This window comes from Pseudomonas sp. MPB26 (genome assembly GCF_046605355.1).
GTDB classification, from domain to species: domain Bacteria; phylum Pseudomonadota; class Gammaproteobacteria; order Pseudomonadales; family Pseudomonadaceae; genus Aquipseudomonas; species Aquipseudomonas cedrina.
Genome location: NZ_CP176793.1, coordinates 204945 through 220089, shown reverse-complemented (window position 1 = coordinate 220089; position 15145 = coordinate 204945). Strand labels below are relative to the sequence as shown.

At 60.2% G+C, this 15145-nt stretch carries 12 protein-coding genes; 6 read left to right on the top strand and 6 right to left on the bottom strand.

The annotated features are described in order from the left end of the window. Positions 1–105: 105 nt before the first annotated feature. Positions 106–693 (top strand): NUDIX domain-containing protein, encoded by a 588-nt coding sequence (locus ACLH0H_RS00910; protein WP_411380606.1) that lies wholly within the window; start codon positions 106–108, stop codon positions 691–693. 154 nt (positions 694–847) lie between these two features. Here the strand turns inward: ACLH0H_RS00910 and ACLH0H_RS00905 are convergent, their stop codons facing one another. The 5 genes from ACLH0H_RS00905 to ACLH0H_RS00885 form a co-directional block, all read right to left on the bottom strand. Continuing rightward, positions 848–1258 carry a hypothetical protein gene (locus tag ACLH0H_RS00905; RefSeq protein ID WP_411380605.1) on the bottom strand — a complete coding sequence of 137 codons (411 nt, stop codon included), beginning with the start codon at positions 1256–1258 and terminating at the stop codon, positions 848–850. Between the two features lie 125 nt (positions 1259–1383). Then, positions 1384–1701 (bottom strand): contact-dependent growth inhibition system immunity protein, encoded by a 318-nt coding sequence (locus tag ACLH0H_RS00900; RefSeq protein WP_411380604.1) that lies wholly within the window; start codon positions 1699–1701, stop codon positions 1384–1386. Next, entirely contained in the window at positions 1698–2069 is a 372-nt protein-coding gene (locus ACLH0H_RS00895) for an RNase A-like domain-containing protein (RefSeq protein ID WP_411380603.1), read from the bottom strand. Before ACLH0H_RS00895 ends, ACLH0H_RS00900 begins: the two co-directional genes overlap by 4 nt. 7 nt (positions 2070–2076) lie before the next feature. After that, the gene (locus ACLH0H_RS00890) at positions 2077–2436 is read right to left on the bottom strand and encodes a hypothetical protein (protein WP_411380602.1); all 360 of its coding nucleotides are present in this window, start codon (positions 2434–2436) and stop codon (positions 2077–2079) included. Positions 2437–2443: 7 nt separating this feature from the next. After that, positions 2444–7267, bottom strand: coding sequence for an RHS repeat-associated core domain-containing protein (locus ACLH0H_RS00885; protein WP_411380601.1), 4824 nt, complete (start codon positions 7265–7267; stop codon positions 2444–2446). 202 nt (positions 7268–7469) lie between these two features. On the opposite strand from ACLH0H_RS00885, the gene lexA reads away from it, so the two are divergent. Genes lexA through ACLH0H_RS00865 form a run of 4 tightly spaced genes read left to right on the top strand, consistent with a single transcriptional unit; the run spans position 7470 to position 13189 of the window. Next, complete coding sequence (gene lexA, locus ACLH0H_RS00880; protein WP_169376630.1) at positions 7470–8087, top strand: transcriptional repressor LexA; 618 nt, start codon at positions 7470–7472, stop codon at positions 8085–8087. After that, the gene (gene imuA / locus ACLH0H_RS00875; protein WP_411380600.1) at positions 8087–8701 is read left to right on the top strand and encodes a translesion DNA synthesis-associated protein ImuA; all 615 of its coding nucleotides are present in this window, start codon (positions 8087–8089) and stop codon (positions 8699–8701) included. Before lexA ends, imuA begins: the two co-directional genes overlap by 1 nt. A gap of 7 nt (positions 8702–8708) precedes the next feature. Continuing rightward, a complete protein-coding gene (locus tag ACLH0H_RS00870) occupies positions 8709–10121 on the top strand; it encodes a Y-family DNA polymerase (RefSeq protein WP_411380599.1) in 1413 nt (470 codons plus the stop codon). Next, positions 10097–13189: an error-prone DNA polymerase gene (locus ACLH0H_RS00865; protein ID WP_411380598.1), complete on the top strand. Its 3093-nt coding sequence runs from the start codon at positions 10097–10099 to the stop codon at positions 13187–13189. The genes ACLH0H_RS00870 and ACLH0H_RS00865 overlap by 25 nt, the downstream gene beginning before the upstream one ends. 104 nt (positions 13190–13293) lie before the next feature. Here the strand turns inward: ACLH0H_RS00865 and ACLH0H_RS00860 are convergent, their stop codons facing one another. Further along, on the bottom strand, positions 13294–13803 hold the full coding sequence (locus ACLH0H_RS00860; protein WP_411380597.1) for an Lrp/AsnC family transcriptional regulator: 510 nt from the start codon (positions 13801–13803) through the stop codon (positions 13294–13296). 199 nt (positions 13804–14002) lie between these two features. Here ACLH0H_RS00860 and ACLH0H_RS00855 point away from each other — a divergent pair, with 199 nt between their 5' ends. Next, on the top strand, positions 14003–15019 hold the full coding sequence (locus ACLH0H_RS00855; protein WP_186689263.1) for a 1-aminocyclopropane-1-carboxylate deaminase: 1017 nt from the start codon (positions 14003–14005) through the stop codon (positions 15017–15019). Positions 15020–15145: the final 126 nt, after the last annotated feature.

Sequence of the window (15145 nt, the reverse complement as noted above, 5' to 3'; positions counted from 1 at the left end):
ACGGGGATTGCTTGCAAAGTGTTACAGCTTCGCAAGCGCGCCGTCACCTTGACGCTGACGCCGCCCCCACGACATGCTCTTGCTCCTTTGAGCCAAGGACTGATCATGGACAACAGCCCCGTTCGCATCACTGCCGAAGAGACACTCTCGGAAAACTGGTACCTGCTGAAAAAATACAGCTTCGACCTGCGCCGCCGCGACGGCAGTTGGCAAGCCCAGACCCGCGAGGTATACGACCGCGGTAATGGCGCGACCATCCTGCTGTACAACCGCGAGCAGCGCACGGTATTGCTGATTCGCCAGTTCCGCATGCCCACCTTCGTCAATGATTACCATGGCTACCTGATCGAAGCGGCGGCCGGGTTGCTCGACAATGCGAGCCCCGAGGAACGTATCCGCCTGGAAGCGGAAGAAGAAACCGGCTACCGCGTGAGGCATGTGGAGAAGGTCTACGCGGCGTTCATGAGCCCGGGTTCGGTGACGGAGCGGGTTCACTTTTTTATCGGTGAATATCAGCCTGGAGATCGGGTTGGAACCGGTGGCGGGTTGGCGGAAGAGGGGGAGGATATCGAGGTGCTGGAGTTGGGTTTCGAGCAGGCGTTGGGGATGGTGCAGGGCGGTGAGATTGTGGATGGAAAGACCATCATGCTGCTGCAGCATTTGGAGTTGCGGATGCTTAAAGAGGGATGGTGAGCCCGCATTCTCCCGGGCAAACCTGCGTTGCCATTGATCGTTCCCACGCTCCGCGTGGCAACCGCCTGGGACGCTCCGCGTCCCGCCGTGTGACGCAGAGCGTCACGGGATGCGTTACCACGCGGAGCGTGGGAACGATCACATGGAATGCTTACTACATAGACCCTGAACCATATCGCTGTTCCTGGAATGATTCGGCCCAGCGCAGACAGAAGTCATGTTGCCCCTGTATGTCGTTGGTCAGATCACATTCTTCGTAGGCAAAGATATGGACAAGTTCACCGTCTGGCTGTCCCATCGTCAGCTCATACGCGACAAGGCCGTTTGACATATGGGAAGACATGCCGGATGTATGCACATTGATCCTGGCGCCCTTGCACAAGAATTGGATGTCTTTCAAATCGGCTCTCATCAGGCCGAAGCTGTCGTACAGATCGAGTGCGGTATAGGTTTTACGCAGCCCGTTGTTCAGCAGTAAGTTAAGGGTTGGCTTGCCCGCTTCGTATTCGACCACTGCGTTTTCACGGATACCGTTTTTGATGAGGGTGATCTCACGTGATTTCATGGGTATGTCCTATTAGGATTCAATATCGTGTACCCCTTGAAGGTGCCATCTTAATTGTTCGGATTGGGGCCGCTGTGCGGCCCAACGCGAGCAACAGGAGTGGGTGTCGCTTCCTTGGGCATCGTTCAGAGTTTTCCATTTGACGGGGTTGCGTTTTTGAGGATTGATATAACATGCCTCAACCAAGTTATTCCGTCGGGCCATTCGCTGCGATAATAATAGTAGCAGCCGATATCGCTGAGTAAGTAATCTTCAAGCTCTTGTTCTGTCTTTCCGCTGCGCATCAGCTTATCTAGTTCTGCTTGCACTTCTAATAATGTCTCTTCAGACGATTCGGAGATGAAGAAATCAATAACATCGTCTGCTTTTTTGTGGTCATCAACCCAGTCTTGATTGAAGAAGCCAGCAAGAAACTGCTGTAATTCGGGATAGTCTTTATTCATGGGTTTGGAAATCCAGTATGAATTCGGTAGCCAGTTTTCATGTTATGGTCTCTGCGGATTATCAGATAAATTTCCTTTCCAGAAACCGCTGTTGTGCTGTTCTTTTTAAAGCTCGTGCCTACGGGGCATTTGGTTTTTTGAATGATGACAATTTGATTACTTGTTCCTTTTAAAAACTTATCGATTTTTGCTTTGTTTTCGTCCAGTACGATCGATACTTCCCGCTCCGCTGTTGCTCTATCGTTGATCGTTCCAACGCTCCGCGTGGGAATTCCGCCTGGGACGCTCCGCGTCCCGCCGCACAGTGTGTATAGGTGATGCAGAGCGTCACGGGATGCGTTACCACGCGGAGCGTAGGAAACGATCAAGTTGTTTTTAACATTCTGGCTTCGAAGTGTTGTAATAGTTTTTTAAGCAGTTTAAAAGAACTTGCATGAATTTATTTTGATCAATTACAGGTGCGCTGAAATAAGTCGCCATTGTTTTAAAAATCGAATCAAAACTGTCGTTTGTGGCGAGAAAATGTGTTATTGAGTCGATGAACCACTCTTGCTCAGCTTTCGTGTAACTCTGGAAGTCTGGTTTGGTTAGTTTGTCAAAAAGTTCTATGAGTTCTTTCTCGTTGTTTATGTTCTTTGATGCGATAAATTTTTCTCGCTCTATATCATCTGTGTTTTCAATGTCGTAAGTGAACAGTAGTCCACGGATTATGGACATGCTGGGCTTGTTTTTCATTTTTTCATCACTCCGTGTAAGCTGTTTTTGGGTCGCCTTGGTTATTTAATATCACCCTTGCTTTGCGCTTCTGACTGTATCCCATTCCATTATTTGAGTATCCTTCCCCAGTAATCTTGTCCATGTCCATAGGTCTCATTGATGCGGCGAGTCCGTTTCTTCTAAAGATGAGCTGGGCTCGGTATATCGAATTTAATTGGTCCCGGTGGCTGAGATATTTGGTTGCAGCCGGTGGGTATTTAGGTTCCCCTGTCTTCGGACCTGACGTGTAGCGTTCAATAATTCCTGTCGTCGGGTTTTTTGCGGTATTCAATCGTTCGAGCTGAGATTCGAGTGTTGTTTGCGCGCCATGTTTCTCAAGGAAATGTGCTCCTGGAATTGATTTCTCAAGTTCGTCCAGGCGCCTATAGGCGTTTGCTTCGGCAAGCGCATCAATTTTTGCCTGACGCTCAGCGCGCGTCAGTTGGGGTAAAGCGGCCTCTCCGTCGTTAACACTTGGCGCAGAGCTTTGTGCAGTCGCGTGCGGTTTGCAACCATCTTTACCAGGACATGAGTTCAATCCTAACGGATCTATCCATCCCGTAGGATTTGGCACGTACTGGTAAACGTTGATCCCACCCGCCAACTTCACCGGGTCGGGCGTTAGGTAACGACCAATATCCGGATTATAGTAGCGATGGCGGTTGTAGTGCAGTCCGCTTTCCTGATCGAAGTACTGCCCTTGGAAGCGCAATGGATTGTCGATTTTGTTTACGTCGAGCCGGGTGATTTCGCCGTAGGCGCGGTAATGCGCTGACCAGACGATTTCGCCGTCCGGCGCGGTGAGTTCCTGTGGCGTGCCGAGGTGGTCGAGTTGATAGTAGTAGGGCTTGGTTTCTTTTGGACCGAAGCCTTCCAGCAGCGCCAGCGGGCGGAAGCTGTCCGGTTCGTAGAGATAACTGCGATGCCGGCCCGCGTGGTGTTCGGCGATGAGTTTGTCGCCTTGCCAGAAGAACTCGGTGGTGATGCCGTCTACCGTTTTGCTGATTCGACGGCCAAACGGGTCGTAGCGGTAGCTGGCGGTTTTTCCGTTGGGTTGGGTGAGGCCGATCAGGCGGTGCTGGCAGTCGTAGCGGTATTCGGTGACGAGTTGTTGGCCTTTGCCGCGTCGCTCGCGGATGAGGTTGCCGAAGGCGTCGTAGTCGTAGTGGCGGTCGCCCTGGATCATCAGGCGGTTGCCGGCGACGATGTCGGGGCCGGGGCGGTCTTGCATGAGGAGGTTGCCGGCCGGGTCGTGGGCGAAGCGTTCCTGTTCACCGTAGGAATGGTCGGCGCGGGTGAGGCGGTTGAGTGGGTCGTAGTGGTAGTGGTGTTCGCCTTTGCGGGTGTCGCTGAGCCGGGTGAGGTTGCCGGAGTTGTCGTAGTCGTAGTGGCGCTCGTAAAGGTAATGCTCCTGCTGAGTAATGGCGTGGGTGTGCAGGCGCTGCTGATCGTCGTAGTGGTAGCGACTGATCAATTGGCCTTGTTGGCGTTGGTGTTCCTGGCCGGATTTGAACAGGTGTGAGGTGAGGGTTTCACCATTCAGTTCGACGGTGGCGAGATGACCGCCCTTGTCGTGGTTGAAGGTGAGGCGGTTGTTGTCGGGAAGGCGCAGTTTTTGTAACTGGCCGCAGGCGTCGTAGCCGTAGCGCAGGGTGCCCCAGCCTTGGTGCTCGGCGGTGAGGCGGTTTTGCGCGTCGTATTCGTAGGCCAGGGCCCAGTGGCCGTCGTCGACGCTGAGGAGATTGCCCTGGCGGTCGTAGGCGTAATCGATGATGTTGCCGTCGGGCAGGGTTTTTCTGACGAGGCGCCCGGCATGATCGCGTTCGTAGCGGGTGATTAGCTGGCTGCCGTCGTCGCCGTGTTCGGTTTTTTCCTGCAGGTTGCCGTTGAGGTCGTAGACGTAGGCGGTGCGTTTTCCGTCAAACCCGACTTCCTGTTGGATCAGGCCATTGGCGTGGTAATCGAGTCGGTAGGTCTCGCCGGCTTCGTTTTCGATCTCGGTCAGCAACAGCCGGGCGTTGTTGTAGCGGTATTTGACCTGAGTGCCGTCGGCATTGATGCGGCGGCTGATCAGGTGCAGGCCGTCGGCGTATTCGTAGCGGGTGATGTGGCCCAGTTCGTCGCGTTCGGAGGTGATTTTTCCGTAAGCGTTGTAGGTATATTTACGGGTGTCGCCGCTCGGCAGGACGATTTGGACTAGCCGCCCGACGTTGTTCCATTCAAATTTCGTGAGCGCGCCGTGTTCATCTTCGTGCGCAATCTGCCGGCCTAGATCGTCATAGCGATAGCGCTTTACGCCGCCATTGGGCAACTGCTCTTCCAGCAACTGGCCACGCGCATTCCACACCAAGCGATGACAGCTGTGATCAGGGTACCAAACGCCAATCAGTTGGCCGTGTTTGTTGTAGGTATAGTAGGTGCAATTGCCGTCAGGATCAGTCCTGCGCGTAACGTCGCCCTGATCATTGCGCTTGTATTTCCAGACCGCTTCACCACGGCGCACAACACGAACGAAACCGTTGTCATGTTCGTAGGAAGTCGGTTCGTCGTCCCCTGGAAACAACGCCACCAAGCGTCCGACTTCGTCGTACTGATACGCCGTGATTGCCCCGAGCGGATCCTGCTCAACCGTCAGCCGGCCTTTGTCGTCGTAGGATTTGAAGTGCTGGGCACCGTCCGGATCGATGCGTTGCACCAGCCGTGCACGATCATCGTGGACATACACTTCTTGGCTGCCATCAGCGTTGTGAACGACAACGCTGCCGTCATCACTCCAGGCATACTGCGTGTCCATCTGCGAAAAACTCGCCCAATGCCGGACACACCGCGCCGCCTTGCCAGTCCTTTCCCACTCCCAATAGAAACTCGCCCCACCGGCCAACCCACGCTCAAGAATGACGTGCTGCTCGTCGTACCGATAAACCTCACTTTCGCCGACAGCATTGGTCGCCGAAACCAACCGTCCAAGGTCGTCATAGGCGTAGGAAACAATGGTCTTTTTCGTCACCCAGACAAACGGACCGTCGTCCACCGCCCTCTCAATCTGGTAATCCACCGCCACGATGCGGCCCGACGCGTAGCGCAAAAACAGCGAACGCCCGACGCCGTTATCCAGCCGCTCAATGCGCCCCAGAAAATCTCGGGAAATACGCAGCCGGTTGTCATACGCATCGCTGATCGCTATCAGCACACCGTCGCGAAAGTGGTAGAAGCGCGATGCCTGGGCCAGCACCAACTCATCCGGCAACGACCCTAGATAAATCGCAGCTTCCGCCAGGCTATTGGTAATGGCTGGTCGAGACACCGTGGGCAAGGGCAGGGTGGTCGACCGATTTTCATGGTCGATCCAGACCACTGAATCCCCCTCAACCACCAGCCGATGCGCCAGTGAGTGACTCCAACCAAACCCCAACCCGCCATCCACTTCCACGGCACTGGTGCGGTACAACCGTGTCCATTCAAACGGCAAAACCCCGTCCAGCACCCCATCGGTCAGCGTCAGCAATTCCTCGCCAGTGACCATCGACACCGGGCAACCGTTGGTCGCGGTCTTGTCCGAAGCCGCCGCCGCATCCCCCGCCGGATTCTTCGCCACCGCAGGCACGTCATCGACATGTTCCTGCCGCACCAACGCCGTCCGCTGGGACTTGTTGCGCACCACCGGCACCGGATTCGAAACCAACTGATCCCCAGCCTTCAATGGCGCAACCGGCACGGCCTTGATCGGCGTCGCCGCGCTCCCCAGCAACAACGGTTTGGCGGCTTCGACATGCGGCTCCAACCCAGGCCCCACAAGCTGATCCGCCATCCTTTGCAACCACGTGCGCACCCACCCGGACTTGATAGGCCCCAGCGTCTGGACCCCCAGCCGAACCTGCACCCCCATGCCCCGCGTCGCCCAGGCCAGGAACAGATTGATCAGCACCTCGCCGGTGATCTCGCCGAGCAGCTCGTACATCTGCGGCGGCGGCAGCAGGCGTATCCAGGCCACCATGGCTGACAGGTAGATGAACAACAGCGGCTCATCGCTGAGCACCAGCAGGCCTTTGGCAACGGCGTCCTTGCCCAGCTTCAGCAGCGCATCGAGTTCGGCCTGGGAGAGGTATTGCAGCAGCTTCTGGCTGTTCGCCTTGAGGTCCGCCAGCAGTCCATACAACTGCGTGAGATCGTCCCAAAGGTTGTAGAGTGCCTTGCCGATCCCGGTCGAGAACGCCAACCCTTGCATGGCGCTGCGCTCGAAAGGCGTGGCGTTGGCAAACTCATCCCATTGCGGCTTGAAGGTCTTCTTCCATTCCTCGCGCAGGCGCTCGTCCAGCCCCGCGATCAGCGACTGATAAGACGCATACAGCGCCTTGACGTGATCCTTGGAAACGTTGGGGTAAAAGGTGATCTGGTATGGCTGATCGCGGGTGCAATCGTCGATTTGAAGAATGCCGTTGGGGCCGATCGTTCGATGGAGCGGCGCGCCCGTTGGACTGCCATCCGCAGCAATCGCCTGCAGCATCACCGGCGTGTTGCCGATGGGCACAAACCGCGTGCTTTCGAACATGTGCACCAGCGTCAGCGAGCCCTGGGCCTTGCACACGGCAACGGTACGACTGGGTTCTTTAGACGACGCGGGAGCGACGAGGGAGACTTCGTCACCCACTTTGAATACCTGCTCCACTTCCAGCGCCGAACCCGTCCAGAAACTTTCGGCCCATGCGTCAAAGGTGTTCAGGCACTGGCGCAAGTCACGAAAAACGCTGCCGACGTCCGGCTGCCTGACGTCCATGGGGGACAGGACGAACTTGCCGATCACCGGAATCAAGAGGCAACCCCACCCACCGGGGCCCATACAAAAAACATCATCTGCAATCCCTCGCACTGTGTATTCAGGCGAGGGACTTTGCAGAGGTTCCCGGAGCAGGGCAGTAGAGCTAATCCGGCCGTAACGTGGGACGCTTCGACATCGCTCGTCCTCCCCCCAAGCGACTGGCGGCTATTGTCAGAAATTTCCCGCAGGAGTACAAATGTACTCCATGACGACTCTAACGCCCCGCCGTACCGCCATCCTGACCTTCATCCGCGACCGCATCGCGCAGCAAGGCCAGCCCCCCAGCCTCGCCGAGATCGCCGAGGCGTTCGGCTTTGCCTCGCGCAGCGTGGCGCGCAAGCATGTGCTCGCGCTGACCGAAGCCGGGTTTATCGAGGTCAACCCCCACCAGGCCCGAGGCATTCGCCTGCTCAACCAACCGGTGCGCCCGGAATGGCTGGATGTGCCGGTGCTCGGGCGCGTCGCTGCCGGCTTGCCCATCGGCGCCGATGCCGAAGTGCACAGCCGCCTGCAACTGGACCCGTCGACCTTCGCCAAAACCCCGGACTATCTGTTGCGGGTGCAGGGCGACTCCATGATCGAAGACGGCATTCTCGACGGTGACCTGGTTGGCGTACGCCGCAGTGCCGAGGCCCTGAACGGGCAGATCGTGGTGGCGCGCCTGGATGGCGAAGTGACCATCAAGCGTTTCGAGCGTAATGGCGACAGCGTGCGCCTGTTGCCGCGCAACCCCGCGTATCAACCCATCGTCGTCGGGCCCGACCAGGACCTGGCCATCGAAGGGGTGTTCTGCGGCCTGGTGAGGCAAGGCTGATGGGCGCAGTGGTTGCCCTGGACACGCTGTTCAATGGCGGGCGTGTCTGGAAGGGCCGGCCCGCCGCACCGCCGGCCAGCGTGCACCCCACCGGGCTGGCGGCGCTGGACGCGGTGTTGCCCACGGGCGGCTGGCCGGAGGCGGCCTTGAGTGAAATCCTGATGGCCAAGGAGGGCGTGGGCGAACTGCAACTGGTGCTGCCGACCCTGGCGCGCTTGTCAAAGGCGGGGGAGCGCATTGTGCTGGTGGCGCCGCCTTATACGCCGTATCCCCACGCCTGGCAGAACGCCGGGGTGGATTTGCGCCTGCTTTCAGTGGTCCAGGCGCAGGAGCGCGACGCCTTGTGGGCAGCGGAGCAGTGCCTGCGTTCCGGCAGTTGTGGCGCGGTGTTGTGTTGGCCGCGCAAAGCCGATGACCGTGCGCTGCGGCGCCTGCAAGTGGCGGCGGAAACCGGGCAGACCCTGGCGTTTGCCTGGCGCGCCTTGAGTGAGGCGGTCAATGCATCGCCCGCCGCCTTGCGCCTGGCCGTGGAGGCCAGGCCCGCCCAGGTGCGCGTGCTCAAGTGCCGGGGCGGCTTGGCCCATCCGGCGCCGATTGCGCTGGCGGCGCACTGAGCTTGCCATGCGCTGGGTGTGTATTGTCTTCCCGCAATTGGCGCTGGACGGAGTGCAGCGTGTGCACCCCGAGCCGGACCAGCCGCTGGCCCTGCTGGCCGGCACGCCGCAGCGGCGGGTGCTGCAGACCGTCAATGACGCGGCCCGCGCCCTGGGCCTGCGCCCCGGCCAGTCGCTGACGGCGGCGCATGCCCTGGCCAAGACCTTTGCCTGCGCCGAATACGATCCCGCCGAGATTGAACGCAGCCAACAGTTTCTGGCCGCATGGGCCTACCAGTTCAGCTCCCAGGTCAGCCTGTACTATCCGCGCGCCTTGTTGTTCGAGATTGAATCGAGCCTGGGCCTGTTCGGGCCCTGGCCGCGGTTCGAAGCGCGCTTGCGCAAGGAATTGACCGAACTGGGTTTTCGCCACCGCATCGTCGCCGCGCCCAACCCGGCCGCGGCGCGGGTGCTGGCCAATCTCTATGATGGCCTGGCGGTGCAGGATGACGGCTTGCCGCAGGCCCTGGCGCCGTTGCCCATCGACCGCACCGGTCTCGATCCGCAGGCCGCCACTGCCTTGGCACGCATGGGCCTGCGCAGCCTGGCCCAGGTGCAGGCGCTGCCCCGGCATACCTTGGCGCGGCGTTTCGATGCCGGCCTGCTCAAGCACCTCGATGCCCTGGTCGGGCAGCGACCACTGGCCCTGGCGTTCTATCAACCGCCGGACCGCTTCGATGTGCGCATCGAGCTTAATTTCGACGTGCAGTCCCACCAGGCGTTGCTGTTTCCTCTAAGGCGTCTGACTGGTGATCTGTCCGCGTTTCTGTGTGGCCGCGACAGTGGCGTGCAGCGCTTCGACCTGCACCTGGAACACGCCCAGGCGCCGGACACTGTGATCAAGGTCGGCCTGCTCAGCGCCGAGCGCGAACCGGCGATGTTGTTTGAATTGGCCCGAGGCCGCCTGGAGCAGGTGCAAGTTACTTCACCGGTGCGCGGCTTTCGCCTGGTGGCGCAGGACTTGCCGGTGTTCGTGCCGCAGCGCCAGGACCTGTTCGACGACCGCCCGCACCAGACCCTGCCGTGGGAGCAGTTGCGCGAACGCCTGCGCGCCCGTTTGGGCGATGAGGCGGTGCAGGGCCTGCGCTTCCATGGTGACCACCGTCCCGAATGCGCCTGGCAAGCGGTGGCGGATAAACACCCGTGCCCGGCCTTGAGCCCCGTACAACGTCCCGGCTGGCTGCTGAACGAACCCGTGCTCCTGGCCGAGCACGGTGTGCACATCCTCATGGGCCCGGAACGCATCGAATCCGGCTGGTGGGACGGTGCCGATATCCGCCGCGACTACTACCTGATCCAGACCCGCGCCGGCCAGCAAGGCTGGGCGTTCCGCAACGTTGGCCAACACGATGGGTTGTGGCTGCAAGGCTGGTTTGCATGAACTACGCCGAACTGCATTGCCTGTCCAACTTCAGCTTTCAGCGCGGTGCGTCGAGTGCGCTGGAGTTGTTCGAACGCGCCAAGCGTCAAGGCTACGGCGCCCTGGCGATCACCGACGAATGCACCCTGTCGGGCATCGTGCGTGCCTGGCAGGCAGCGAAGGCGGTGCAGTTGCCGCTGATTATCGGCAGCGAGGTGCGCATCGAGAACGGCCCGAAACTGGTGCTGCTGGTTGAAGACCTCAGCGGCTACCAACACTTGTGTCGCTTGATCACCCTGGCCCGGCGGCGTGCCGAAAAAGGCCGCTATCGCCTGTTGCGCGAGGACTTCGAGCAACCGCTGCCTGGCCTGCTGGCGCTGTGGGTTGCCGAAGACAGCGACACCCAGGCCTCGATCCAGTGGCTGCGCCGCACCTTCGCCGAGAGCTTGTGGCTGGCGGTGCACCTGCATTGCGGCCAGGACGATGCGCGCCTGCTGGAGCAACGCCTGGGCCTGGCCGCCAGCCTGCGCATCCCGGCGGTGGCCTGTGGCGATGTGCATATGCATGCGCGCGGCCGCCGGGCCCTGCAAGACACCATGACCGCCATCCGTCATCACGTGCCGGTGGCCGACGCGGGCACGCGCCTGCACCCCAATGGTGAGCGGCATTTGCGTAGCCTGGAGGCGTTACAGGCGCTGTATCCCGCGTCGCTGCTTGAGCAAACCGAGGTCATCGCGCGGCGTTGCACCTTCGACCTCAGCCAATTGCGTTACCACTACCCGCGCGAGCTGGTCCCCGCCGGCTACGACGCCAAGACCTGGTTGCGTGCCGTGACCGAGGAAGGCATGGCCCGGCGCTGGCCGCAAGGTGTCGACGCCAAGACCTTGCAGCAAATCAACAAAGAACTGCAACTGATCAGCGAGCTGGGCTACGAAAGCTATTTCCTCACGGTGCATGACATCGTGCAGTTCGCCCGCAGCCGTTCGATCCTGTGCCAGGGCCGTGGCTCGGCGGCCAACTCGGCGGTGTGTTTTGCCTTGGGCATTACCGAGATCAACCCGAGCCTTTCGAACGTGTTGTTCGAGCGTTTCCTGTCCAAAGAGCGCAATGAGCCGCCGGACATCGACGTGGATTTCGAACATGAACGCCGCGAAGAGGTGCTGCAGTACGTGTTCCAGCGCTATGGCCGCACCCGCGCGGCATTGACGGCGGTGGTCAGCACTTACCACGCGACCGGCGCGGTGCGCGATGTGGCCAAGGCCCTGGGTTTGCCGCCGGACCAGATCAACGCGCTGGCCGAGTGTTGCGGGCGTTGGAGTGACGACGCGCCGCCTCTGGAGCGCCTGCGTGAAGCCGGTTTCGACCCCCAGAGCCCGATCCTGCGCCGCGTGCTCACCCTCACCCAGCAACTGATCGGCTTCCCCCGGCACCTGTCTCAGCACCCCGGCGGCTTCGTGATTTCCGAATACCCGCTGGACACCCTGGTGCCGGTGGAAAACGCCGCCATGGCCGACCGCACCATCATCCAGTGGGACAAGGACGACCTCGATGCCGTCGGCCTGCTCAAGGTGGATATCCTGGCCCTGGGCATGCTCAGCGCGATCCGCCGCTGCTTCGACCTGCTGCGCCGCCATCGCAATCGGGACCTGTCCCTGGCCGGCATCCCCAAGGAAGACCCGGCCACCTACGCAATGATCAGCAAGGCCGACACCATCGGCGTGTTCCAGATCGAGTCGCGGGCACAGATGGCGATGTTGCCCCGGCTCAAGCCGCAGACCTTTTATGACCTGGTGATTGAAGTGGCCATCGTGCGGCCGGGGCCGATCCAGGGCGGCATGGTGCACCCGTACCTGCGCCGGCGTAACAAGGAAGAGCCAACCACTTACCCTTCGCCGGAACTCGAGGCCGTGCTGAAACGGACCCTGGGCATCCCGCTCTTTCAGGAACAAGTGATGCAGATCGCCATGGTCGCCGCCGACTACAGCCCCGGCGAGGCCGACCAGCTGCGCCGTTCCATGGCCGCCTGGAAACGCCACGGTGGCCTGGAGCCGCACCGGCAACGCCTGCGCGCCGGTATGCTGGAAAACGGCTACACCGAAGCCTTCGCCGCGCAGATTTTCGAGCAGATCAAGGGCTTTGGCAGCTATGGCTTCCCCGAGTCCCACGCCGCCAGTTTCGCCTTGCTCACCTACGCCAGTTGCTGGCTCAAGTGCCATGAGCCGGCGGCATTTGCCTGTGCGCTGATCAACAGCTGGCCCATGGGGTTCTACAGCCCGGACCAGATCCTGCAGGACGCGCGGCGCCATCGCTTGCAGATCCGCCCGGTGGACGTGCAAGCCAGCGACTGGGATTGCAGCCTGGAGCCCATCGACGGCGCGCAGCCGGCGATTCGCATGGGCCTGCGCATGATCTCGGGGTTTCGCGAAGAGGATGCGCGGCGCATCGAAGCCGCACGCCAGCGTCGCGCGTTCAGCGGCATTGCCGACCTGGACGAGCGCGCCGGGCTGGATGCACGCGCCCAGGCGTTGCTGGCGGACGCCGGCGCCTTGCGCGCCCTGGCCGGCAACCGGCACACGGCACGCTGGGAAGTGGCGGGCGTGCAAAAACAACTCGGGCTGTTTGCCGGCCTGCCCAGCCCGGAAGAAGCGGTGGTGGAATTACCGGCACCGACAGTGGGCGAGGACCTGCACGCCGACTACGCCACGGTCGGTACTACCCTTGGCCCCCATCCGTTGGCGTTGCTGCGGGCTGAATTGCGCAAACGGCGCTGCCGCAGTTCGCAGGAGCTGATGTGGGTCGAGCACGGGCGCAATGTCAGCGTCGCCGGGCTGGTCACCGGTCGGCAGCGCCCAGGCACCGCCAGCGGGGTGACCTTCGTGACCCTGGAAGATGAATTCGGCAACCTCAATGTGGTGGTCTGGCGCGACCTGGCCGAACGTCAACGCCAGGCCCTGGTGGGTTCGCGCCTGTTGAAAGTGGACGGGCGTTGGGAGGCCGTGGGCGAGGTGCGGCACTTGATTGCCGGGCGACTCACCGACCTGACGCCGTTGTTGGAAGGGATAAACGTGCGCAGTCGGGATTTCCACTGAGGCCAGTGGCGTGTGCAGCCGTAACCTCTCGCTGCACAATGTTCTAGCCGCTGCGTCGGCTGCACAGATTCATGCCCGGCCGCCTGTCCGGGCCGGTCTGAACCTTAAAAAGGGATATGGGTGGTCGACAAGACCTGGCGTAACCCCATGAACGAGCGGATCTGGCGAACCCCAGGCAGGTAAAGCAATTGTTCCGCGTGCAGCCGGTTGAAACTGTTGCTGTCCTTGGTGCGTAGCAACATGAAATAGTCAAACTCTCCCGTCACCACATGGCATTCCATGCAGCCGGACACCTTCTGTGCGGCCGCCTCGAATGCGGCGAAAGACTCCGGTGTGGAGCGGTCCAGCACGACACCGATCAAGACCACCATCCCCGCATCCAGCGCTTCATTGTCCAGCAACGCGACGATGTCCTTGATCAGGCCGACCTGCTTGAGCCGCTCAACGCGCCTGAGGCAGGCCGGGGCGCTCAATTTCACCTTTTCCGCAAGCGCCACATTGGAGAGGGAAGCATCTCGCTGCAGGAGCTTGAGAATGGCGCGGTCGGTTCGATCCAGTGGCTGCGGCGCCGGGGCTGTATCGCCTGTCTTCTTGTGACTGTTTGTTGCTTTCATGTGCAGTTCTGCGCAATTAAAGTGTGTTTTATAGGTTTATCAATAAATTATGGTTCTTGAAACGATTAAAACTTGCAACACATATTTTCTGATTTTTTCTTAAGATTGAACTCATCGGAGCCCATCCTCAAAGCGCTCGCCATGCGGCCTTTGGTTGTCGGTCTGGCGCTTGGATATCCAATCATCAAGGAGCAAAGTCATGAACCTGAGTCGTTTCAAGCGTTACCCATTGACCTTCGGTCCATCTCCCATCACGCCCTTGAAGCGCCTCAGCGAACACCTGGGTGGCAAGGTCGAGCTGTATGCCAAGCGTGAAGACTGCAACAGTGGCCTGGCTTTTGGCGGGAACAAGACACGCAAGCTCGAATACCTCATTCCCGAAGCGCTCGAGCAAGGCTGCGATACGCTGGTTTCCATTGGCGGCATCCAGTCGAACCAGACCCGTCAGGTCGCTGCAGTCGCCGCGCACTTGGGCATGAAATGCGTGTTGGTCCAGGAAAACTGGGTGAACTATTCCGACGCCGTGTATGACCGCGTCGGCAATATCGAGATGTCGCGGATCATGGGCGCAGACGTGCGGCTTGACGCAGCAGGCTTCGACATTGGCATTCGGCCAAGTTGGGAAAAAGCCATGAGCGATGTGGTGGAGCAGGGCGGTAAACCGTTTCCGATTCCGGCGGGGTGTTCCGAGCATCCCTTTGGCGGCCTCGGTTTCGTCGGCTTTGCCGAAGAAGTGCGACAGCAGGAAAAAGAACTGGGCTTCACATTTGACTACATCGTGGTCTGCTCGGTGACCGGCAGCACGCAGGCAGGCATGGTGGTCGGTTTCGCGGCTGACGGCCGTTCGAAGCATGTGATTGGTATCGATGCATCGGCCAAACCGGAACAGACCAAGGCACAGATTCTGCGCATCGCTCGACACACGGCTGAGCTGGTGGAGTTGGGGCGCGAGATTACGGAGGAGGATGTGGTGCTCGATACCCGTTTCGCCTACCCGGAATATGGCTTGCCCAACGAAGGCACCCTGGAAGCCATCCGACTGTGCGGCAGCCTTGAAGGGGTGCTGACGGACCCGGTGTATGAAGGCAAATCAATGCACGGCATGATTGAAATGGTGCGTCGTGGTGAATTCCCCGAAGGTTCCAAAGTGCTCTACGCCCACTTGGGCGGCGCACCGGCGCTGAACGCCTACAGCTTCCTGTTCCGCAACGGCTGACGTAGTGAGCGGGCTTGCCCCGCGCTGGGGGCGAAGCCGCCCTAATCCAAACACCGCGGTGTACCAGGCGAAATTGGGGCGCCTGGTTTTGGGGCGGCTTCGCCCCCCAGCGCGGGGCAAGCCCGC

What these genes read in the sequence shown, in the direction of transcription:
- ACLH0H_RS00910 (WP_411380606.1), top strand. Translation starts at nt 106, where the DNA reads ATGGACAACAGCCCCGTTCGCATCACTGCCGAAGAGACACTCTCGGAA.
- ACLH0H_RS00905 (WP_411380605.1), bottom strand. Translation starts at nt 1,258, where the DNA reads ATGAAATCACGTGAGATCACCCTCATCAAAAACGGTATCCGTGAAAAC.
- ACLH0H_RS00900 (WP_411380604.1), bottom strand. Translation starts at nt 1,701, where the DNA reads ATGAATAAAGACTATCCCGAATTACAGCAGTTTCTTGCTGGCTTCTTC.
- ACLH0H_RS00890 (WP_411380602.1), bottom strand. Translation starts at nt 2,436, where the DNA reads ATGAAAAACAAGCCCAGCATGTCCATAATCCGTGGACTACTGTTCACT.
- lexA (WP_169376630.1), top strand. Translation starts at nt 7,470, where the DNA reads ATGTACTCCATGACGACTCTAACGCCCCGCCGTACCGCCATCCTGACC.
- imuA (WP_411380600.1), top strand. Translation starts at nt 8,087, where the DNA reads ATGGGCGCAGTGGTTGCCCTGGACACGCTGTTCAATGGCGGGCGTGTC.
- ACLH0H_RS00870 (WP_411380599.1), top strand. Translation starts at nt 8,709, where the DNA reads ATGCGCTGGGTGTGTATTGTCTTCCCGCAATTGGCGCTGGACGGAGTG.
- ACLH0H_RS00860 (WP_411380597.1), bottom strand. Translation starts at nt 13,803, where the DNA reads ATGAAAGCAACAAACAGTCACAAGAAGACAGGCGATACAGCCCCGGCG.
- ACLH0H_RS00855 (WP_186689263.1), top strand. Translation starts at nt 14,003, where the DNA reads ATGAACCTGAGTCGTTTCAAGCGTTACCCATTGACCTTCGGTCCATCT.